The sequence below is a fragment of the Amycolatopsis australiensis genome (assembly GCF_900119165.1).
GTDB lineage: Bacteria > Actinomycetota > Actinomycetes > Mycobacteriales > Pseudonocardiaceae > Amycolatopsis > Amycolatopsis australiensis.
Window position 1 is genome coordinate 8,882,167 of sequence record NZ_FPJG01000006.1, and the last position, 21,187, is coordinate 8,903,353.

The 21,187-nt window shown below is 70.6% G+C and carries 19 protein-coding genes, 2 tRNA genes and 1 other RNA gene; 9 read left to right on the forward strand and 13 right to left on the reverse strand.

The window, feature by feature from the left end; genetic code table 11:
* Position 1 precedes the first annotated feature (1 nt).
* Positions 2 to 1,528 (reverse strand): histidine ammonia-lyase, encoded by a 1,527-nt coding sequence (gene hutH / locus BT341_RS42280; RefSeq protein WP_072481544.1) that lies wholly within the window; start codon positions 1,526 to 1,528, stop codon positions 2 to 4.
* 196 nt (positions 1,529 to 1,724) lie between these two features.
* Here hutH and BT341_RS42285 point away from each other — a divergent pair, with 196 nt between their 5' ends.
* The 3 genes from BT341_RS42285 to BT341_RS47580 all read left to right on the forward strand — a co-directional run bounded on the left by BT341_RS42285 (position 1,725) and on the right by BT341_RS47580 (position 5,229).
* Positions 1,725 to 2,507, forward strand: coding sequence for an IclR family transcriptional regulator (locus BT341_RS42285; protein ID WP_072481545.1), 783 nt, complete (start codon positions 1,725 to 1,727; stop codon positions 2,505 to 2,507).
* A gap of 126 nt (positions 2,508 to 2,633) precedes the next feature.
* Positions 2,634 to 3,851, forward strand: coding sequence for an MFS transporter (locus BT341_RS42290; protein ID WP_072481546.1), 1,218 nt, complete (start codon positions 2,634 to 2,636; stop codon positions 3,849 to 3,851).
* 139 nt (positions 3,852 to 3,990) lie between these two features.
* On the forward strand, positions 3,991 to 5,229 hold the full coding sequence (locus BT341_RS47580; RefSeq protein WP_072482484.1) for a GGDEF domain-containing protein: 1,239 nt from the start codon (positions 3,991 to 3,993) through the stop codon (positions 5,227 to 5,229).
* On the opposite strand, the gene BT341_RS42300 is transcribed toward BT341_RS47580, so the two are convergent.
* Both BT341_RS42300 and ssrA read right to left on the reverse strand, forming a co-directional pair.
* On the reverse strand, positions 5,230 to 5,439 hold the full coding sequence (locus tag BT341_RS42300) for a hypothetical protein (RefSeq protein ID WP_072481547.1): 210 nt from the start codon (positions 5,437 to 5,439) through the stop codon (positions 5,230 to 5,232).
* Positions 5,440 to 5,786: 347 nt separating this feature from the next.
* Positions 5,787 to 6,155, reverse strand: a transfer-messenger RNA (tmRNA) gene (gene ssrA, locus BT341_RS42305).
* 150 nt (positions 6,156 to 6,305) lie between these two features.
* On the opposite strand from ssrA, the gene BT341_RS42310 reads away from it, so the two are divergent.
* From BT341_RS42310 to BT341_RS42330, 5 genes are all read left to right on the forward strand, one after another.
* The gene (locus tag BT341_RS42310) at positions 6,306 to 6,980 is read left to right on the forward strand and encodes a sensor domain-containing protein (protein ID WP_072481548.1); all 675 of its coding nucleotides are present in this window, start codon (positions 6,306 to 6,308) and stop codon (positions 6,978 to 6,980) included.
* Entirely contained in the window at positions 6,977 to 8,107 is a 1,131-nt protein-coding gene (locus BT341_RS42315; RefSeq protein ID WP_072481549.1) for a sensor histidine kinase, read from the forward strand. Before BT341_RS42310 ends, BT341_RS42315 begins: the two co-directional genes overlap by 4 nt.
* Positions 8,108 to 8,146: 39 nt before the next feature.
* Positions 8,147 to 8,788 carry a response regulator transcription factor gene (locus BT341_RS42320; protein ID WP_072481550.1) on the forward strand — a complete coding sequence of 214 codons (642 nt, stop codon included), beginning with the start codon at positions 8,147 to 8,149 and terminating at the stop codon, positions 8,786 to 8,788.
* Between the two features lie 118 nt (positions 8,789 to 8,906).
* A complete protein-coding gene (locus tag BT341_RS42325) occupies positions 8,907 to 9,131 on the forward strand; it encodes a hypothetical protein (RefSeq protein WP_072481551.1) in 225 nt (74 codons plus the stop codon).
* A gap of 94 nt (positions 9,132 to 9,225) precedes the next feature.
* Positions 9,226 to 10,527 carry an acyltransferase family protein gene (locus BT341_RS42330; protein WP_072481552.1) on the forward strand — a complete coding sequence of 434 codons (1,302 nt, stop codon included), beginning with the start codon at positions 9,226 to 9,228 and terminating at the stop codon, positions 10,525 to 10,527.
* On the opposite strand, the gene BT341_RS42335 is transcribed toward BT341_RS42330, so the two are convergent.
* The 9 genes from BT341_RS42335 to BT341_RS42375 form a co-directional block, all read right to left on the reverse strand.
* Positions 10,517 to 11,413: an amidohydrolase family protein gene (locus tag BT341_RS42335; protein WP_072481553.1), complete on the reverse strand. Its 897-nt coding sequence runs from the start codon at positions 11,411 to 11,413 to the stop codon at positions 10,517 to 10,519. The two genes, BT341_RS42330 and BT341_RS42335, sit on opposite strands and share 11 nt — an antisense overlap.
* The gene (gene smpB / locus BT341_RS42340) at positions 11,410 to 11,892 is read right to left on the reverse strand and encodes an SsrA-binding protein SmpB (protein WP_072481554.1); all 483 of its coding nucleotides are present in this window, start codon (positions 11,890 to 11,892) and stop codon (positions 11,410 to 11,412) included. Before smpB ends, BT341_RS42335 begins: the two co-directional genes overlap by 4 nt.
* A 47-nt stretch (positions 11,893 to 11,939) precedes the next feature.
* Complete coding sequence (ftsX, locus tag BT341_RS42345) at positions 11,940 to 12,833, reverse strand: permease-like cell division protein FtsX (protein WP_072481555.1); 894 nt, start codon at positions 12,831 to 12,833, stop codon at positions 11,940 to 11,942.
* Between the two features lie 48 nt (positions 12,834 to 12,881).
* Complete coding sequence (gene ftsE, locus BT341_RS42350) at positions 12,882 to 13,571, reverse strand: cell division ATP-binding protein FtsE (protein ID WP_072481556.1); 690 nt, start codon at positions 13,569 to 13,571, stop codon at positions 12,882 to 12,884.
* A gap of 164 nt (positions 13,572 to 13,735) precedes the next feature.
* Positions 13,736 to 14,839, reverse strand: coding sequence for a peptide chain release factor 2 (prfB, locus tag BT341_RS42355; protein WP_072481557.1), 1,104 nt, complete (start codon positions 14,837 to 14,839; stop codon positions 13,736 to 13,738).
* Between the two features lie 63 nt (positions 14,840 to 14,902).
* Positions 14,903 to 15,403 carry a PadR family transcriptional regulator gene (locus tag BT341_RS42360; RefSeq protein ID WP_072481558.1) on the reverse strand — a complete coding sequence of 167 codons (501 nt, stop codon included), beginning with the start codon at positions 15,401 to 15,403 and terminating at the stop codon, positions 14,903 to 14,905.
* 380 nt (positions 15,404 to 15,783) lie between these two features.
* Positions 15,784 to 15,860, reverse strand: a tRNA-Met gene (locus BT341_RS42365).
* Between the two features lie 367 nt (positions 15,861 to 16,227).
* Positions 16,228 to 16,301 (reverse strand) — tRNA-Met (locus BT341_RS42370).
* Positions 16,302 to 16,368: 67 nt separating this feature from the next.
* Positions 16,369 to 19,368, reverse strand: a complete 3,000-nt coding sequence (locus BT341_RS42375; RefSeq protein ID WP_072481559.1) for a UPF0182 family protein — start codon at positions 19,366 to 19,368, stop codon at positions 16,369 to 16,371.
* A gap of 149 nt (positions 19,369 to 19,517) precedes the next feature.
* Here BT341_RS42375 and BT341_RS42380 point away from each other — a divergent pair, with 149 nt between their 5' ends.
* A complete protein-coding gene (locus BT341_RS42380; RefSeq protein WP_072481560.1) occupies positions 19,518 to 20,048 on the forward strand; it encodes a PPA1309 family protein in 531 nt (176 codons plus the stop codon).
* Here BT341_RS42380 and BT341_RS42385 read toward each other — a convergent pair.
* Entirely contained in the window at positions 20,045 to 21,049 is a 1,005-nt protein-coding gene (locus tag BT341_RS42385; protein WP_218177874.1) for a YlbL family protein, read from the reverse strand. The two genes, BT341_RS42380 and BT341_RS42385, sit on opposite strands and share 4 nt — an antisense overlap.
* Positions 21,050 to 21,187 lie beyond the last annotated feature (138 nt).

The following is a 21,187-nucleotide window of genomic DNA, read 5'->3' on the forward strand; positions in this document are numbered from 1 at the left end:
CTCAGACCTCCAGACGGGCGGCGTCGAGGACGGCGCCGGAGCGGACGAGTTCTTCGGCGGCCGCGATCTCGGGCGCCAGGTGGCGGTCGGGGCCGGGACCCGCGACCTTCGTGCGGAGCAGGTCCCGGACCCGGCCGGTGACCGGCGACGGCTCCAGCGGCGCGCGGAAGTCCAGCGCACGGGCCGCGGTCAGCAGCTCGACGGCCAGGACCGTGGTCAGGCCGTCGACGGCCTTGCGCAGCTTCCGCGCGGCCGACCAGCCCATGGAGACGTGGTCCTCCTGCATGGCGCTGCTCGGGATGGAGTCGACGGACGCGGGCACGGCGAGCCGTTTCAGCTCGCTGACCACGGCGGCCTGCGTGTACTGGGCGATCATGTGGCCGGAGTCGACACCGGGGTCGTCGGCGAGGAACGGCGGCAGGCCGTGCGAGCGCGCCTTGTCGAGCATCCGGTCGGTCCGCCGCTCGGCGATGCTGGCGACGTCGGCGATCGGGATGGCCAGGAAGTCGAGGACGTACGCGACCGGCGCGCCGTGGAAGTTGCCGTTCGACTCGACGCGGCCGTCGGCGAGGACGACCGGATTGTCCACAGCGGACATCAGCTCCCGCTCGCCGACCAGCTCCGCGTGGGTGAGGCTGTCACGTGCGGCGCCGTGCACTTGCGGGGCGCAGCGCAGCGAGTAGGCGTCCTGGACGCGGTTGCAGTCCGGGCCGCGGTGGCTCTCGACGATCTTCGAGCCCTGCAGCGCCTGCCACATCCGGGCGGCGCTCAGCGCCTGGCCGGGGTGCGGGCGCAGGGCCTGCAGGTCGGCGGCGAACGCCCGGTCGGTGCCGAGCAGCGCCTCGACGCTCATCGCGGCGGTGATGTCGGCGACGTCGAAGAGCCGGTGCAGGTCGGCGGCGGCGAGCAGGAGCATGCCGAGCATGCCGTCGGTGCCGTTGGTGAGCGCGAGGCCCTCCTTTTCGGCGAGGACGACCGGCTCGATCCCGGCGTGCTTCAGCGCTTCTTCCGCTTTCATCACATCGCCGCGGTACGTCACTTCGCCCTCGCCCATGAGCGCGAGCGCGACGGCGGCCAGGGGTGCGAGGTCGCCGGAGCAGCCGAGCGAGCCGTACTCGTGGACGATCGGCGTGATGTCGGCGTTGAGCAGGGCCGCAAGCGTTTGCGCGGTGCCCGGGCGGACGCCGGTGTAGCCGCTGGCGAGGGTCCGCAGCCGCAGCAGCATGAGCGCGCGGACGACCTCGGCCTCGACGGCGGGCCCGGCCCCGGCGGCGTGCGAGCGGATGAGGCTGCGCTGCAGCGCGGTCCGGCTCTCGACGGGGATGTGACGGGTGGCGAGCGCGCCGAAGCCGGTGGAGACACCGTAGGTGGGCGTGACGGCGTGGGCGAGGTTCTCGATGTGCTGGCGGGTGGCGGCGAGGTTCTTCTCGGCGGCATCCGTGAGCCCGACGGGCGCGTGCCCACGGACGACGTCGACGACCTGGGCGGCGGTCAGCGGTTCGGAGCCCAGGAGCACAGTTTCCGGCATGGGCCCATTGGACAACGTCCTTCCCGCTGGTGGGATGCCCCGTGGAGTGGTTCCGTCTGGCATCCCAGACACACGAGCTACCCTGACCCCAAGCGCCCCAATGTGGCCTTCGGTGCGTCAGACGCAACCAAGGCGGCCTTCGGTGCGCCAGACGCAACCAAGGCCGCCTTGGGGCGCTCGGGCCGGGAGGTGAGCCATGGGTGAGAGCAGCGAAGTTCCGGCGCTGCGGCGCGGCCTGGCCGTGCTCCGCCTGCTCGCCACTCGGCCGGGTCCGGTGACCGCCGCGGCGATCGCGCGCGAAGCCGGGCTCCCCCGCTCGACCACCTACCACCTGCTCAACGAGCTGGCCGCCGCCGGTTTCGTCGTCCACCTGCCCGCCGAACGCCGCTACGGCCTCGGCATCGCCGCCTTCGAGCTGGGCTCGGCCTACCTGCGCCACGACCCCCTCGAACGCCTCGCCGGCCCGCTGCTGCGCAAGCTCGTCGACCGCGTCGGGCACACCGCGCACCTGGGCGTCCTGCACGGCAATGAGTCGCTCTACCTCATCAAGGAACGCCCGGCCCGCCCGGAAACCCTCGTGACGGAGGTCGGCGTCCGGCTGCCCGCCCAGCTCACCGCGTCCGGCCGCGCCATCCTCCGGCACCTGCCCGCGCCGCACGTGCGGGCACTGTTCCCGTCGGCGGCCGCGTTCGTCCTCCGCACCGGACGCGGCCCGCGCACGCTCGCCGAGCTGCGCCGGACGCTCACCGCCGAGCGCCGGCTCGGCTGGTCGGTCGAGGACGGCCACGTGACGGCGGGCTTCGCGTCGGTGGCGGCCGCGGTGTTCGACCACGGCGCACGTCCGATGGCGGCGATCAGCGTGACCCTGCGCCACCACTGCGCGGCCGAGCCGTGCGAGGAGACGTGGCCGGAGCTGGCCGCCGAGGTGGCCGCGACGGCGGCCGAGCTGACCAGCCGGATCGGCGGCCACCCGGGCTGACGGACTGGTGCGATCGGGGCAACTGTCACCGAACGGCTCGATTCCGCTGCGCTGGGTTATTACCGTGACTGAACAGCGGTTCGAGGGGCACCGGCGAGTGGGGGCGCGAGGGGAAGGCGCCGGCGGATGGACGACGCACAGGTGACGAGGGTCGGTTTCGGCGCGGTCCTGGCCGTGCCCGAGTTCCGGGCGATGTGGCTGGCCGAGCTGCTGTCCATCTGCGGTGACCAGCTCGCCCGCGTGGCGCTCGCGGTCCTCGTCTACCAGCGCACTTCGTCGGCAGCCCTGACCGGCCTGACCTACGCCCTGACGTACGTGCCGTCACTGCTCGGCGGGATCCTGCTGGCCGGCGCGGGCGACCGGTGGCCGCGGCGGGACGTGATGGTCGCCGCCGACGTGGCCCGGGCGGCGCTGGTGGCCGTCATCGCGATCCCCGGCGTCCCGCTGTGGGTGCTGTGCGTGCTGGTCGCGGTGATGACGGCGCTGGGCGGGCCGTTCAAGGCGGCGCAGCAGGCGCTGCTGCCGACGGTCCTCGAAGGCGAGCAGTACCTGGTCGGGATGGCTCTGCGCAACGTGACCATCCAGGCGGCGCAGCTGGCCGGGTTCGCCGGCGGCGGCCTGCTGATCGCGGCGCTGGCACCGTCCGCGGCACTGGCGCTGGACGCGGCGACGTTCGTGCTCTCGGCGGTGCTGCTGGTCGCCGGGGTCCGGCGGCGCGCGGCGGTCGCGCAGGCGGTGCGTCCCGCCTGGCTGTCGACGACCGGCGCGGGCATCCGGTTGATCTGGCGCGATCCGGCGTTGCGGACGTTGGTGGCGCTCAACTGGCTGGCCGGCTTCTACGTCGTGCCGGAGGCGCTGGCCGCGCCGTACGCGGCGGGGATCGGCGCGGGCGCGACGCTGGTGGGATTGCTGATGGCGGCCGACCCGGCGGGCAGCGTGCTCGGCGGCGTCGTGTTCGGCAAGTGGATCCCGGAGGACGCGCAGGTGCGCGTGCTCGGGCTGCTCGGGATCGCGGCGGGGCTGCCGCTGGTGGTGTTCGTGGTCCGGCCGGGGCTGGTGCCGTCGGTGCTGCTGCTGGCGGCGTCCGGGCTGCTGGCCACGGGGTACAACATCACTGGCACGGTGTCGTTCATGCGCCGGGTGCCGGACGAGCACCGCGCGCAGTGCGCGGGCGTGAACTCGGCGGGGCTGATCACGGTGCAGGGCATCGGGGCGGCCGCGGCGGGCGCGCTGGCCGACGTGGTGAGCCCGGCGCACGCCATCGCCGTGGCCGGAGCGGCGGGTGCCGCGGTGGCCGTGCCGATCGCGAGGGCGTGGCGCCGGGTCGGTTTGGAGGAACGATGACCTCAGTTGTCGCGTCCGCACATGGCGCGCCTCCCTTCACGGCCTCGGGCCGGACCGGCTCCGTCACCGGCCGGACACCATGAGTATGCGGACCGGTGCCGCCGATCCGCGCGGTGTGCCACGCTTTCGTGACGTCCTCGTGGCTCCACGGCGCTGGGCGCTGTGGCACCAGGGTCCGCGGGTGATTGTGTACTGCCTCCTGAGCGAGGCGGCCGCGGTGGTCTTCACGCTGCGCCCGTACCCGGTCGCGGTGGACCGGCGGACGGCGGTGACCCTGGTGGTGCTGCTGGTTCTCGGCGTCGTCCAGTCGGAGACGGGCCGCCGGGTGGAGCGGATCCGCCGCCGGGTCTCGGGAACGCCGCACATCAACATGACGTCGGTCTGGACGTTCGCGGGAGTGTTGTTGCTGCCGCCGGTGCTGCTGGCGGTGCTGGTGGGCGGCCTGTACGGGCACCTGGCGGTCCGCAGCTGGTACCGCCTGCAGCGCGTGCCGGCGTCGCGGACGGTCAGCAACGCGGCGATCATCCTGCTTTCGTGTTACGCGGCCCAGGCGGTCCTGCGCGTTTCGGGCGCTGCGGACGTCCGCTCGGCACTGACCCGCGGCTGGGCCGGGACGTTCGCGATCACGGCGGCGGGAGCGACGTTCTTCGTGGTGAACGCCCTGCTCGTGTTGCCGGCCCGCCGCGAGATCGGCCGGACGGCCGAGGCGTTGTTCGGCACCTGGTCGGACAACGGCCTGGAGGTGGCGACGCTCTGCCTGGGCGCGTTCAACGCGGTGGCCATGGCGACGTTGCCGGGCCTGGTGGTGCTGGTGTTGCCGCCGTTGCTGTTGCTGCACCGGACGGTGCTGGTGAAGCAGCTGGAGGTGGCGGCGCACCGCGACGAGAAGACTGGCCTGTACAACACGAGCGGCTGGCACGCGGTGGCGGAGCGGACGCTGGCGGCCGCGGCGCGCCAGCGTTCGACGTTCGGGTTGCTGATGCTGGACCTGGACCACTTCAAGCAGGTGAACGACACGTACGGCCACCTGGCGGGTGACGCGGTGCTGCGCGCGGTGGCGGAGTCGATCATCGGAGCGGTCCGCGGCCGGGGCGACGCGGTGGGCCGGTTCGGCGGCGAGGAGTTCGTGGTGCTGCTGCCGGGCATCGCGCACCCGGACATCGGCGCGGTGGCGGAGCGCATCCGCCGGGCGATCAGCGCGTTGACGGTCCAGGCGGGGCAGTTGTCGATCACGGGCCTGTCGACGTCGATCGGCATGGCGGTGTATCCGCAGGCGGGAACGACGTTGCAGCGCTTACTGGACGCGGCGGATACGGCGCTGTATCACGCGAAGGCGACCGGCCGGAACAAGGTGGTCCACGTGGCGGACGTGGGCTGATCAGGCGGTCTTGTGCCGCCGCCCGGCATCGAGCCCGAGCATGGCCAGCAGCTCGGCGCACTCGCGCCCGTCGATGGAGTGACCGGCAACGGTGATGACGGCCCGATCGTTCTGTTCGGCGAGCCGAACGGCCTCTTCGGCCCGGATGACCCCCATCCGGCTGTCTTCGTCGTTGGCGGTGGAGCTGCCGTTGTGCCGGGCCCAGGTCATCTGGCCACCTGCTTCCGACCCCACGGGTGCGGGGCCATGGTCGGGCCTCAAGCATGACACTCACGAAAACTTCACCCACAAGTGGGGGCGTTGTGGCGCGGTCGAGATGCCGGTTTGGTGGCTTTCGGGTCCGTCGGCTCCGCTGGGACAGCGGTCACGCGAGGCCGGGAGCGGCCCCGAGGAGAGCGGCGCGATGCCGGGGGGCGGCGAAGCCCGCGAGGGTGGTCCCCGAGGCGAGGCCCGTGGGGGCAGGCCTCGGGTGCGAGCCCGCAGGGCAAGTCCCCGAGCCCCCAAAACACCCAATAACGAAGAGAAGACCCATGCCCGAAGGGGCATGGGCCTTCTCGAAGTGGAGGTGCCGGGAATTGAACCCGGGTCCTCTGGCGCCTCGACAGGGCTTCTCCGTGCGCAGTCCGCTACGTCTCTACTCGGCTCCCTCAGTCACGCGAACAAGCTGAGGTGACGAGCCCAGCCACTGTTTGCTTCACGGCTGTTCCCCGTGGCCGGGACAACCGCTGAGCCTCCTAGCTGATGCCGGTACCCGGGCCGGAGGCGAACCCGGGCCGACAGAGACGCACTCGCTCAGGCGGCGAGGGCGTACTCGCGCTGACTGGAGTCGGCGCTTATTTGGTTGCGATGACGCTTAACGGTGGTCTCTCGCCTGCACCGGCACGCTTCCCCTGACTCAACGTCCAAAGTCGAAACCGTTCACCCCCTTGGTGGGACTACAACCTGTCCATCATAACGCGCCGCGCGACTGCTTTAGTCCCCTGGTAGGGCCAGCCCTACCGCCGGGATGCCCGTGCGCACCATGTCCGGCGCGCCGCCGGGCGACGATCCTGGACTCCGGCAGAAGGGAGCCGGTCATGGTGCGCGAGAGGCGGGATCCGCCGTTCGGTGGTTCGGTGGTGTTCCTGCTGATGAACCTGCCGCTGGGGGTGGTGGCGTTCGGGTTGCTGACGGCGTTCACGGCGGCCGGGGTGGGGACCGCGGTCGTCTGGGTGGGGGTGGGCCTGCTCGCCGTCGTCGTCCTCGCGGTGCGCGGGGGCGCCCGGCTGGAGCGCGCCCGCGTCTACGCGCTGCTGGACCGGTACATCGATCTGCCGTACCTGCCGTTGCCGGCCGGGCCTCAGTCGCTCCGGTGGAAGGGACGGCTGAAGGATCCGTCGACGTGGCGGGACCTCGCCTACTTCTTCCTCCTGTTCCCGCTGGGCCTGGTGGAGTTCGTCCTGGTGACGGTGTTCTGGTCGACGAGCCTGGCGCTGGCCGGGCTGCCGATCTACTTCCGGTGGCTGCCGGACGGCGCGTACTACTTCCCGGCGGAGGACCTGCGGTGGCTGACCGTGGATTCGACGGTGGAAGCGCTACCGTGGGCAGCGCTGGGGGTGCTGTTCATCGCGTTGTCGGTGGCGTTGACGAAGGCGCTCGCGGGGATGCACGCCCGGCTGGCGAACGCGCTGCTGGGGACGACGGTGGCCCAGCGCCGTCGGATGGAGCGCTGGTGGGAAGACGCGGAAGAGAAGAACCTGGTGGCGGGATGACGGAGGCGCAGCAGCCGGAGCACCCGCGGCCGCATCCGGCTCGCACGATCGTGTACATGATCACCGGGTTCGTCTTCCGGCTCGTGCAGTTCGTGCTGATCGTGGTCGGGATCGCGGCCGGGGTCGGCACGGCGGTGGTGTGGGTCGGGTTCCCGATCCTGCTGGCGACGACGAGCTTCGTCCGCTGGTCGGGTGACCGCGAGCGGAAGTGGCTGGGGACGATGCTGCGGGTGCCGCTGCCGCCGGTGGAGCGGCGCCCGTACGACGGCGAGCCGCTGCTGCGCCGCTGGCTGGTGCGGCTGAGCGACCCGACGACGTGGCGGGACCTGGCGTACTTCATGGCGGCGTTCCCGCTGGCGTGCGCGGAGCTCGGCATCGCGATCGCGTCGATCGTGCTGCTGCCGATGGCGATCTGGGTGACGCCGTGGCTGGGCTGGCTGCACGGCGAGCTGGGCATCGCCCTGCTGGGCCCGAACCGCACGAAGCGGCTGGAGCAGAAGGCCGAGCGGCTGCAGGCTTCGCGGGCTCGCGGCGTCGACGCGGCGGAGGCGGAACGGCGCCGCATCGAGCGTGACCTGCACGACGGCGCGCAGCAGCGGCTGGTGGCCGTCGCGATGAGCCTCGGGCGGGCGAAGTCGAAGTTCGACCAGGACCCGGACATGGTGCGGGAGCTGATCGACGAGGCGCACTCGGACGCGAAGCTCGCCGTGTCGGAGCTGCGTGACCTGGCACGCGGCATCTACCCCGCGGTGCTCGGCGACCGCGGGCTGGACGCGGCGCTCTCGGCGCAGGCGGCGAAGTCGCCGATCCCGGTGGACGTGCAGGTCGACGTCGAACCGCGCCCACCGGCGGCGGTGGAGACGACGGCGTACTTCATCGTCGGCGAGACGCTGACGAACATCGCGAAGCACTCCGGAGCGACCGAAGCGGGCGTGAAGGTGTGGCGGACCGACGACCACGTCGTCGTCGAGATCACCGACAACGGCCACGGCGGCGCCGAGGTGCGCCCCGGCGGTGGGCTGGCCGGCCTGGCCGACCGCGCCGCGACGATCGACGGCGTCATCACGGTGGTCAGCCCGGTGGGCGGACCGACGGTGATCCGGGCTGACCTGCCCTGCCAGTGGTGAATAGGCTGGACCCCGTTCAGCTGAGAACCTGGGGGCCGGATGCGGGTAGTCATCGCCGAGGACGCCGTGCTGCTGCGGGCCGGGGTGACCCGCCTGCTCGCCGACGAGGGCATCGAGACGGTCGCGGCCGTCGACAACGGCGACGACCTGCTGGGCGCGGTCAAGGAACATCGCCCGGACCTGGCGATCGTCGACGTCCGGATGCCACCGACGTTCACCGACGAAGGCCTGCGCGCGGCGCTGGCGGCACGCAAGGAAGTGACGGGGCTGCCGGTGCTGGTGCTGTCGCAGTACGTCGAGGAGTCGTACGCGGTGGAGCTGCTGTCGGGCGGCGCGGGCGGGGTCGGCTACCTGCTGAAGGAGCGCGTGGCGGACGTCGACGAGTTCCTGGACGCGGTCCGCCGGGTGGCCAACGGCGGCACGGCGATCGACCCGGACGTGATCGCCCAGCTGATGGCCCGCGGCCGGCGCAACCCGCTGGACGCGCTGACCGCCCGCGAGTCGGAGGTGCTGGGGCTGATGGCCCAGGGCCTGTCGAACACGGCGATCGCGAACTCCCTGGTCGTCTCGCACGGCGCGGTGGAGAAGCACATCGGCAACATCTTCTCGAAGCTCGGGCTCGAGGCCAGCGCGGAGGAACACCGCCGGGTGCGCGCGGTGCTGACCTACCTCGGCCGTTAGCGAGAACGGACGGTCACCGGAAGTCCCGTAAGGTGGACATAGGGTCACCCGTTCCGCGGGCGGCACCCCGTGCACCGCTCACCTACCATGAGCGGACCCGTCGGAGAGGAGCGCGCAGATGACCGACGAGACCCGCTGCGTCCGCTTCTTCGGTGGCCCGCTCGACGGCCGCGTCCAGGAACTCGGGGACGCCGAGCCCGTGCCCGGCACCGTCATCCGGCACATCCACCTGCACGGCGGCCCGAAGATCGAGACCCGCTACGAGCTCGGGCTCACCGAGCACGGCTGGGAGTACCGGGTCGCCGCGGCGCAGCACGAACCCGAGCCGGACGGGCTGAGGTAGGGAGAACCCCCGCATCCGGCGGGGGTGAACAGGACCCCGAAGACGCCGGTCAGCACCGCTGTTCCGGCCGCTCGAAGCGGCCAAGCTCGACAGCATGCAAACGAGCCGGGACCGCTTCCTCGACGTCGTCCGGGCGGGGGCCATCCTCGCCGTCATCGCCCAGCACTGGGTCATGCCGGTGCTGTCCTATTCCGACGGTCACCTCGCCACCGGCAACGCCCTCGCGACCCCGGGCTGGTGGGTCGTCACCTGGCTGTCCCAGGTCATGCCGCTGGTCTTCTTCGCCGGCGGCGCCGCCAACCTGATCTCCTTCCGTCGCGCGGAATCCCCGCAGCGGTGGCTCGGCGCGCGCCTCAAGCGGCTCATGCTGCCCGTGCTGCCGCTGCTGGCCGTCTGGCTCGTCATCCCGGACTTCCTGCGCGGCCTCGGCGTGCCGCCGCAGCCGCTACAGGTCGGCAGCGCGATCGCCGCGCAGCTGCTGTGGTTCCTGGCGGTGTACGTCCTGGTCGTGCTGCTCACGCCGCTGATGGTCGCCGCGCACCGGCGCTGGGGCCTGAAGGTGCCGCTGGTCATGGCCGCGGCGGGCGTGCTCGTCGACGTCGCCCGCTTCAACGACTTCGGCTACATCGGATACGCCAACGCGATCTTCGTCTGGGTCGCCGTCCACCAGCTCGGCTTCCACTACGTCGAAGGCCGGCTCGGCGCGCTCACCCGCCGCGGCGCGCTCACGTTGTCGGCCGCCGGTTTCGGCGTAACGGCGTCGCTGGTCGCGTTCGGCCCGTACCCGGCCAGCATGATCGGCATGCCGGGTGCGCCGGTGTCGAACATGAGCCCGCCGACCGTGCTGCTGGCCTTCCTCGCCGTCGGCCAGATCGGCCTGCTGCTCGCCTTCCGCCCACAGCTGAACGCGCTCGCCGAGCGTCCCGGCGCCGGCCGCGTCCTGAGCTGGCTGGGCGCGCGGTTCATGAGCGTCTACCTGTGGCACATGCCGGCGCTGATCGTGGTCGCGGGCGTGACGGTCTACGGCCTCGGCTACGAGACGCCCGAGCCGGGCACGCTGCTCTGGCTGGTCATGGCGCCCGCGTGGTTCGCGGTGTGCGGGCTGGTGCTGCTGGGCCTGCTGCGGCTGTTCGCGCAGTTCGAGATGCAGCGGGACGCGGGTGTCGTGACGGCGAAGGTCCCGCAGCTGGTCGTGGCGGCCCTGATGATCTCGGGTGGCCTGCTCGGCCTGGCCGCGCACGGGTTCGCGCCGCTGTCGGACGGCATCGGGCACGGCCCGGTGCCGTGGATCGTCCTCGCGACGGCCGGGTTCCTGCTGGCGGGCAAGCCGGTCCCGGTGGTCGACCTGCTGGGCCGCGCGGTGGTCGTGAGCGAACGGGCCGCGCTCAAGCGCTGAGCAGCCGCAGCGGGGTGTCGTGCAGGACGGCCCGCAGGAACGGCTCCCCCAGGCGATCGTCGGCCGCCCAGCCGGCGATCGCCTGCAGCTGCGTCGCGTAGGAGTACGGGATGTTGGGGAAGTCCGTGCCCAGCACCACCCGGTCGGCGAACGCGGCCAGCCGCGCCGTCCAGTCCGGCGGCAGCGGCGACATCTTCTCCGCGAACGGGACGCCGACCATCGTCGTGTCCAGGTGCACCCGGGGGTACTTCGCCAGCAGGTCGAACGCGGCGCCGAACTCGGGCATCGCGGCGTGCGCGAGCACGGCCGTCAGGTCCGGGTATCGCGCCAGCACCTCTTCGAACACCGACAACCCGGTGAAGTCGCCCCGCAACGGACCGTGTCCACAGTGGACGACGACCGGCACGCCGGCGTCGGCCAGCGCGCCCCACACCGGCTTCAGCAGCTCGTCCCGCGGGTCGTACGCGCCGACCTGCACGTGCGCCTTGAACACCCGGGCGCCCGCCCGCAGCGCACCGTCCACAGCGGACCCGGCGCCCGGTTCGGGGTAGAACGTCCCGGTCGGGACGGCGTCCGGAACCCGCGAAGCGAACTCGAGCGCCCAGTCCGTCAGCCACTGCGCCATGCCTGGCTTGTGCGGGTAGACCAGCGGCGCGAAGCGCGTCACACCCAGCGCCCGCAGTGTCTCCAGACGCTCCTCTTCGGACGTCCGGTAGTGCACCGGCCACTCGGTGCCGTAGTGCGTCGACGCCTGGTCGAAGTACGCCCAGACCTTGTCCATCACCGGTTTCGGCAGGAAGTGGACGTGCAGGTCGACCAGGCCGGGGAGGCCGAGCGACGCGGTCCAGCGCGCGACGTCGCTGTCGGAGGCCGGACCGTGGCTCACTCCGTGAACCGGCCTTTCAGCGCCCGGCCCATCGCCTTGCTGATGTCGCGCTGCGCGTCCCGCTTGGCCAGCGCCTGCCGCTTGTCGTAGGCCTTCTTACCGCGGGCGAGCGCGATCTCGACCTTGACCTTGCCGTCCTTGAAGTACATCGACAGCGGCACCAGGGAGAGCCCGCTCTCCTTGGTCTTGCCGATGAGCTTCTCGATCTCCCGCCGGTGCAGCAGCAGCTTCCGGGTGCGCCGCGGCATGTGGTTGGTCCACGTGCCCTGCGTGTACTCCGGGATGTGCACGTTGCGCAGCCACACTTCACCGTCGTCGACCGTCGCGAACGCGTCCGCCAGGGACGCCTTGCCCTCGCGCAGGCTCTTGACCTCGGTGCCGACGAGCACGAGACCGCACTCGTAGGTGTCGAGGATGGCGTAGTCGTGCCGCGCCTTGCGGTTCGACACGATCACCTTCTGGCCACGTTCCTTGGGCATACGACCACTCTACGTGATTCTCGAAACGGCGAGCAGCTGATTAAACGCTAGTGCCGGACGTACAGGCGCAGCGTGACGTACCCGGTGATGGCGGAGATCACCACGGACACCGCCAGCAGGATCGGCGCGACCGGGAACAGCAGCTCCAGCATGGTGATCTTCGGGAACACGTCCCCGGTGAACACCGAGTCGAGGAAGCCGGCCTTCGTGACGATCAGCATGATGATCCCGAGGACCGCACCGACCACGCCGGCGACCACCGCCTCCAGGAGGAACGGCAGCTGCGTGTACCACCGCGTGGCGCCGACCAGCCGCATGATGCCGACCTCGGTGCGCCGGGTGAACGCCGACACCTGGATCGTGTTCGCGATCAGCAGCAGCGCGGCGATGGCCATGATGAGCGCGGCGCCGAAGGCCATGTTGCGGACACCGTTGAAGGCGTTGAACACGCGGTCGAGGAACTTCTTCTGGTCGTCGACCTTCCGCACGCCGGGTTTGGTCGCGTACTCCTGCACGATCGCGTCGCTGCGGTCCGGGTCCTTCAGCTTCACGTGCAGCGACGCGGGCAGCGATTCCGGCCCGGTCAGCTGGATGAGCTCCGGCTGGCTCTCGAAGATCTTCTTGAACCGCTCGAAGGCCTGGTCGCGGTTCTCGAACACGACCGACTCGACACCGTTGTTGCTCTGCAGCGAGGTCCGCAGCGACTGGCACAGCGACTGCGTGCAGTTCTTGTCGGTCGCGCTGATGTCGTCGGTGAGGTAGACCGAAACCTCGACGTCGGCGAGGAAGTTGGCCTTCATCTTGTCGATCGTCCGCACGGCGAGGAGGCCGCCGCCGAGCATGGCGAGCGACACGGCCGTGGTCAGCATCATCGCGATGGTCATCGTGACGTTCCGGCGCAGGCCGGTGACTACCTCACTGAAGACGAAACTGGCGCGCATGTCGGGGTCGAGTCCTTGGGGTCGGGGTGGTCGTGCGGGGCGGGGAGGTCAGCGACCGATGCCGTAGACGCCGCGGGCGTCGTCGCGGATCACCCGGCCGAGCTGCAGCTCGACGACTCGGCGCCGCATGGAGTCCACGATGGAGTGATCGTGGGTGGCCATCAGGACGGTCGTACCGGTGCGGTTGATCCGCTCCAGCAGCAGCATGATGTCCTGGCTCGTGTCGGGGTCCAGGTTCCCGGTCGGCTCGTCGGCCAGCAGGACCAGCGGGCGGTTCACGAACGCGCGCGCGATCGCGACGCGCTGCTGCTCACCACCGGAGAGCTCGTTGGGCAGCCGGTCGGCCTTGCCTTCGAGGCCGACGAGCTCCAGCACCTCGGGGACGACCTTCTTGATCGTCTGGCTGGGCTTGCCGATGACCTCGAGGGCGAACGCGACGTTCTCCGCGACCGTCTTGTTGGCCAGCAGCCGGAAGTCCTGGAACACGCAGCCGATGGTCTGCCGCAGGCGGGGGACCCGGCGGCGGGCCAGCTTGGCGACGTCGAAGTTGGACACCATCACGCGGCCCTTGGTCGGCGTCTCTTCGCGCAGCAGGAGCCGGAGGAAGGTCGACTTCCCCGATCCCGAGGGACCGATGAGGAAGACGAACTCACCCTTTTCGATGTCGACGGACACCCGCTCGAGCGCGGGCCGCGTCGAGGTCTTGTAGACCTTGGAAACCTCTTCGAGCCGGATCACGATTCGGCATACTACCCACCGGTCTCGTGAAGCCCCGGTTGCCCGTGCCACCCGGGTGGAGCAAGGGGCGTTTGCGCACGGTGAGCGGTCGCCCGAGCACCCCGCGCCAGCGGGCCCCCGTCCGCCCGCGCCCGGAAGCCGCCGCGAGCGGTCCCTCGACCGGCCTAAGCGGCGGTCGCCTGCTTCCGCCAGCGGATGCCGGCGTCGAGGAAGCCGTCGATCTCGCCGTCGAGCACCGCGGTCGGGTTGCCGACCTCGTACTCGGTCCGGAGGTCCTTGACCATCTGGTACGGGTGCAGCACGTAGGAGCGCATCTGGTTGCCCCAGCTGGAGCCGCCGTCCTTGAGCGCGTCCATCTCCTTGCGCTCTTCTTCCTTCTTGCGCTGCAGCAGCCGGGCCTGGAGGACCTTCATCGCGGCCGCCTTGTTCTGCAGCTGCGACTTCTCGTTCTGGCAGGAGACGACGATGCCGGTGGGCAGGTGCGTGATGCGCACCGCGGAGTCGGTCGTGTTGACGCTCTGGCCGCCGGGGCCCGACGAGCGGTAGACGTCGACCCGGATGTCCTTCTCCGGGATGTCGACGTGGTCGACCTCTTCGACCTCGGGCAGCACCTCGACGTGCGCGAACGACGTCTGGCGGCGGCTCTGGTTGTCGAACGGCGAGATCCGGACGAGCCGGTGGGTGCCCTGCTCGACCGACAGCGTCCCGTAGACGTAGGGGGCGCTCACCTTGAACGTCGCCGACTTGATGCCCGCCTCTTCGGCGTACGAGATGTCGTAGACGTCGGTCGGGTAGCCGTGGCGCTCCGCCCAGCGCAGGTACATGCGCAGCAGCATCTCGGCGAAGTCGGCCGCGTCGACGCCGCCGGCCTCGGAGCGGATGGTGACGACGGCGTTGCGGTCGTCGTACTCGCCCGAGAGCAGAGTGCGGACCTCGAGGCCGTCGATGTCCTTGCCGAGGGCGGCTAGCTCGGTCTCGGCCTCGGTCATGCTGCCGGAGTCACCCTCCGCCTCGGCGAGCTCGTAGAGCACGCCCAGGTCGTCGAGCCGCTGGCGCAGGTCCGAGACGCGCCGCAGCTCGCTCTGCCGGTGGGACAGCTGGCTGGTGACCTTCTGCGCCGCCTCCGGGTCGTCCCAGAGGTTCGGGCTCGAGGCCTGCTGCTCCAGGTCGGCCACCTGGGCACGCAGCGCATCCAGGTCCATCACCGACTCGATCTGCGTCAGCTTGCCGGCCAGGTCCTTCAGTGCCGCGTCGAACTCATCACTCACGTTTGTCAAGGTTACGGCAAAACCCACGACCGGTTGCGAGGACCGGTCGTGGGTGCGCGAACCTCAGGCCGCGGGGATGGCGTCGAGCAGCTTCAGCGCGGCCTTGGCCTGGGCCTGAGCGAACTCGGCGACGGCCTTTTCGTACGGCCCGTCGGCCGCCTTGGTGGCTGCCTTCGCGTCGTCGAGCTGCTGGCTGTAGCTGGCCCGGGCGGACTCGAGCAGCGCCTGGCGCTGCTTGGCCGTCAGCGACCCGGCGTGCACGAGCCGCAGGATGAGCGGGCTGCGCAGGTGATCGGGGCCGGCTTCGGACGTCAGCCAGGCCTTGAAGGCCTTCTTGCCGGCGGCGGTGATGACGTACTGCTGGCTGGAGCGCGGGCCCTGCTTGCCGAGCCGGACGAGGCCTTCCTTGGACAGCGCCGGGAGCTCCCGGTACACCTGGCTGCGGGTGACGCTGAAGAAGGCGCCGAAACGCTCACCCGCTCCCGCGACGAGCTGCCCGCCGGTGGCGGGACCGTCGTGGAGCAGACCGAGCAGGGCGGCGGCTGTTGCATTCAATTCGGACACGCCCCCTAGATTCCCACTTATCGGCCGCTGTGTCCACAGTGGTCAGCGGATCTGTCCATTGTGGCTAGTGAGATCCCCTCGTTCGGCCCAATGCGAGCTGGTCCACTGTGGACCCCGGACACGCTGTGCAACCACCGTGGTCACGCTTTGGTCCAACCAGCCGCACGCGGGCCGCCCCGGCAACCACCAGGCAGGTGAGTTCGCCGGGCGGATCTCCCCGGCTTGGCGGACACCGGACACGCACTGCGACCAATCGGAAACAGCGTCCACATGGTGGGATCCGCAGTGTTTCGACGGTTTCGCGGAAGAGTCGGCAGCGCAGGGCGCGCGGACATGACAAAAGAGGCGCGTTCCCGGATTTCCGGGAACGCGCCTCTTGGTGGTAGCGGGGACAGGATTTGAACCTGCGACCTCTGGGTTATGAGCCCAGCGAGCTACCGAGCTGCTCCACCCCGCGCCGTTGTGGTACTTGAATAGATTACACGGCGTCGCGACCCACCCGACACGGGGGTACCAAAACCCCCTGACCAGCCATTTCGGCTCAACCCCACCACTGAGGACCATGCCCCCGCGACGGCCTGCCACGGCGGACCCGGCTTCACCTCCCGGAGCCGACACCCCATTCCACAGTGGAAGGTCGATCCGACTGCCAAAAGAGCAGGAAGCCCCCGAACGGACGGCGAAGACCAGAACGAAACCAGGCGCAGGGGGGTCCAGGGGCGGCGAAGCCCCCCTGGCGGGGGTCTGGGGGTTCGACCCCCCAGGGCTGAAATGCGAAGGAGGCGCGGCTCACGCAATCCGTGAGCACACGCCTCCTACCTCTGTAGCGGGGACAGGATTTGAACCTGCGACCTCTGGGTTATGAGCCCAGCGAGCTACCGAGCTGCTCCACCCCGCGTCGTGACACCTACCTTACGCCCTTGTTTCGCGGGGGTGCAAAGCAGGTGCCGTCAGGGTTACCGAGGTCACCCTCCTGGCTGGGTGGTGGGTGGTGGGGTGCTGGTGCCGGGTGCCGCGGTCTTGGCGGCTTCGTACTCCTTGGCGGCGGCGTCGAGCGCGGCGAGGGCGGCGCCTTGGTCGGTGAAGTTGCCGGACTGCTGGGCGGCGCGGAGTTTGGCGATGGCGGACTGGATGTCGGCGACCGCCTTGTCGAGGGCCGCGTTGCCGCCGCCGCTGTTGGGTGGCGCGGTCGGCGTGGTGGTCGGGGGCGGGGTTGTCGGCGAGGTCGTCGGCTGGCCTGCCTGGGGTGGCGTGGTGGTGGCCTCGCCGGTGCCGGCGCCGAAGATCTGGTCGAGGGCTTCCTGCAGCGTGGCGCCGTAGCCGACCTTGGGCCCGTAGGAGACGAGGACGCGGGCCAGCTGCGGGTAGCTGTTCTGGTTGCGTTGCCGGATGTACACGGGCTCGACGTACAGGAAGCCTTGGGCGACCGGCAGCGTGATCAGGTTGCCGTAGATCGGGATGACGTTGGGGTTGTTGAACAGGGTCCGGTCCTGCGCGACGCGTGGGTCGCTCTGGAACCGGTTCTGCACCTGGACCGGGCCGTCCACCTGCGTGGCCCCGGTGGCCGCGCTGGGTAACTGGAGGACGCGGATCTTCCCGTAGTCGGCCGGGTCGGAGGACACCGACATCCAGGACGCGAGGTACTGCCGCTGGAGACCGGTCAGCGAACTGGTCAGCTGGAACGTCGGCTTGCTCTGGCCGGGCGTGTCGGCGAGGACGTAGTAGCCGGGCTGGTTGGCGGCGCCGGCCGCGGCCGGGTTGGAGCCGCCTTCGGCCGTCGGGTCCTGCGGGACGCTCCAGAACGCCTGCTGGGAGTAGAACTCCTGCGGGTTGCTGACGTGGTAGCGGGACAGCAGCTCGCGCTGGACCTTGAAGAGGTCCTCGGGGTAGCGGAAGTGGGACCGCAGGTCCGGGGAGATCTCGGAGCTCGGCTTCACGAGCCCGGGGAAGACCTTCTCCCAGGCGTTGAGGACGGGTTCCTTGTCGTCGATCGAGTACAGCGTCACGGTGCCGTTGAAGGCGTCGACGGTGGCCTTGACCGAGTTGCGGATGTAGTTGATCGAGCTGTTGGCCTGGCGGGCGACGCCGTTGAGCGAGTCGTTGGTGGCCGCGCCGAGCTGGGTCTGCTGGGAGTACGGGAAGTTGTTGATCGTGGTGTAGCCGTCGATGATCCACTGGATCTTGCCGTCGACGACCGCGGGGTACGGGTCGCCGTCGAGGGTCAGCCACGGCGCGACCTTGCTGACGCGCTCGCGCGGGTCGCGGTTGTACATGATCTTCGAGTTGTCGCCGATGGCGTCGGAGAACAGGATGTTGCGTTCGCCGTACTCGGCCGCGAAGGCGAGGCGGTTGAACCAGTTGTCGATCGGGACGCCGCCGATGCCCTTGTAGTTGTAGCGGTCGGTGGCGGTGTCGTACTCGCCGGGCGCGCCGTTGCCGCCGACGATGGCGTAGTCGGAGTCCGCGGCGGACAGCTCGCCGTAGTAGATCCGCGGTTCCTTGACCTCGATGCCCGGCTGGTTCGGGCCGGGCGAGGCGGCACCGGTCGGGTTCTGGGTGTCGCTCGTGGTGGCGACCGGGTAGCCGCCGTCGGAGTTGGCGTCCTTGACCGCGCGGTCGATCGTGTTGGCCGGCGCGGCGACGAAGCCGTTGCCGTGGGTGTAGACGAGGTGCTTGTTGATCCAGCTGGTCTGGTTGCCGGTCAGGCCCTCGGTCTTGATCTCCTTCGCGGCGACGATGTAGTCCTGCGTGACGCCGCCGACGGTGTAGCGGTCGATGTCGAGCTTGGCCGGGAAGCCGTAGAAGTTCTCGCGGCCGACGCGCTGGGTGAAGGTGTCGGAGAGGACGTTCGGGTCGAGCAGCCGGATGTTCGACATCGTGCCGGCGTCGGCCTTCAGCTGGTCCTGGGTCGCGGTGGAGTTGCCGGTGTAGGGCTGGTACTGGACGTCGGTGAGGCCGAAGGCGCGGCGGGTGGCGTCCATGTTGCGCTGGATGGACGTCGCTTCCTTCTCGTTCGCGTTGGGCTTCACCGAGAACTGGTCGAGGATGGCCGGCCAGGCGACCCCGACGAGGATGCCCGAAAGGATGAGCAGCACGAGGGAGATCGCCGGCAGCTGCAGGTTCCGCAGGAACGCGCCGGCGAAGAACGCGATCGCGCAGATCACCGAGATGCACAGCAGGATCAGCTTGGCCGGCAGCACCGCGTTGAGGTCGGTGTAGGTCGCGCCGATGAACAGCGGGAAGGCGCGGTCGGACAGCAGCAGGTTGTACCGGTCGAAGAAGTACTCGACCGCCTTCAGCAGCACGAAGATGCCGACGGTGATGGCCAGCTGCGCGCGGGTCGGGCCGGCGAGCTGGCCGCCCTTGCCGGCCAGCCGGATGCCGCCGAAGACGTAGTGCGAGATCAGGGCGCCGAAGAAGGAGATGACGACCGTGATGAACAGCCAGCCGAGCAGCCAGTTGAAGAACGGCAGGTCGAAGGCGTAGAAGCCGACGTCGTTGCCGAACTCGGGGTCGGTCTGGCCGAACGAGGTGCCGTTGAGGAACAGCTGCACGACCTGCCAGTCGCCCTGGGCGGACAGGCCGGCGATGAGGCCGGTGAGCACCGGGATGCCGACGCCGAAGAGGCGGATGCGGGCGACGATCGCGGACCGGTAGCGGGCCAGCGGGTCGTCGGCGCCGGAGATCGGCACGAACACCGGGCGCGTGCGGTAGGCGATCATCAGGCTGATCGCCAGTGCCCCGCCGACGAGCAGCCCGACGGCGAAGAAGAGCACGATGCGAGTGACCACCTGCGTGGTGAACACCGACCGCGCGCCGACTTCGCCGAACCACAGCCAGTCGACGTACGTGTCGAGGAGGCGGGCCCCGAGCAGCAGCGCCAGCACGATGATCGCGGCGATGATGAGGAGGATCCGGCTCCGCCGGGACAGCTTCGGCAGGCTCACCGGGGGCCGAGTCGCCACGCCACACGCTCCTGTCTTCGTCAACACTTGAGCAGGGGCGCGTGCGCCCCCTGATTCCCTAACTCTACGGATGCCCGGTGAAGTTCCCGGGACCCGCCCAAACCGGACTCGCGGCGCCGGCGCGCGGACCGGCCTGACACCATGTGCGCATGGAATCGCAGCAGGCCGGCGTGGCCGCTCTCGCCCGCGAGATCGAGGAGTTCATGGCCGCGGGTGGCTGGGACCAGCCGCCGCAGCTGTTCGCCCTGGTGCCGACGGCGGCGCTGCTGGACGAGCAGCCCGAGCTGGCCGGGCAGCTGGACCGGGCGAACCCGCTGACGCCGGTGGCGCAGGAGGCGCTGCCCGAGGGCGACCTCGCCGAGGCGCTGGGCCGGATCGCGTGGCCCGATCTGGTGATCGGGTGCGCGCTGGCCCAGGAGATCATCGTGCTCCCGCCGGGCTCGGAGTCGGAGCTGCCGGACGTCGCGGAGGCCGACGCGGAGAGCCTGCGGCGCGCGGCCGCCGACCACCCGCAGCGGACGGAGGCCCGGCTGGTGGCCGCGGTCCTGCGCGAGGGCGACGGCGCGTGCGTGATGCGGCTGCGCGGGATGGGCACCGACGAGTCGGTCGACGAGATCGTCGAGAGCCCGGACCTGGCGCCGAACCTGGTCGAGGCGCTCAAGGCGACGCTGCTGCCCTAGCAGGACGCCGTCGGCCGGCCCGCCTTCAGGTTGGCCAGCTGGGCGAGCGCGTCGTCCAGTGTGGACACCTTGATGAGGTTGAGCCCGTCGGGCGCGCTCGACTTGGCCTCGGCGCAGTTGTGCTCGGGCACCAGGAAGTCGGTGGCGCCGGCCTCGCGGGCGCCGACGACCTTGAACGAGATCCCGCCGATCGGGTCGACCTCGCCGGTCTCGGTGATTTCGCCGGTGCCGGCGATGTGCCTGCCGCCCGCGAGGTCGCCGGGCTGCAGCCGGTCGATGATGGCGAGGGTGAACATCAGCCCGGCGGACGGGCCGCCGACGTCCTGCAGCGAGATGTTGACGTTGAAGGGCGCGTCGGCGCGGTCGACCGCGGTCAGGCCGATGAAGCCTTCCTTGCGGTCCGGGCGCGAGGCGAGCGTGAGCGGCACGGTGCGCTCGGGCTGGCCGTCGGACTGGAAGGTGATCTGGACGGTCTGGCCGGGCAGCGTGCCGGCCAGCGCGTTGCGCACGTCGGCGGCTTCGGCGATCTTCTTGCCGTTGACGGTGATCAGCCGGTCGCCGGGCGAGAGCACGTGGTCGGCCGGGCTGCCGGAGACGATCTGCTTGGCCAGCACCTTGATCGGGTAGCCGAGCTTGCGCAGGGCGGCGACCTGCGCGTTCGTCTGCGAGTCCTGCAGCTGCTGGATGTTCTCCTGCTTGACCTGCTCGTTCGTCTCGCCCGGCTTGAAGTACTCCTCGCGTGGCGCGAGCGCGTAGCGGCCGCTGGCCCAGAAGCCGAGGCCCTGGAAGAGCGTGACGCCGTCGTGCAGGGAGACGGTGGTCATCCGCAGCTCGCCGGTCGTCGGGAAGGTCTCGTGCCCGGTGACCTGGATGACCGGGTTGCCCGCGGCGTCGCGACCCAGCGTGTCGTAGGTCGGGCCGGGGCTGATCGCCACGAACGGCACCGGCACGACGAGGCCGAGCACCACGAAGACGACGAACAGCGAGCCGCTGACCACCAGCGTCCAGCCGCGGCGGGTCATCTGCCTGGCCTCGCCGGCCGGCTCGGCGCCGGGTTCCGTGGGGGTCTTCTCGGGCGCGGTCTGCTCGGAGGACTTGGTCACGCCCGACAGCGTACGGTGACCGTGTTCGCTTCTCGG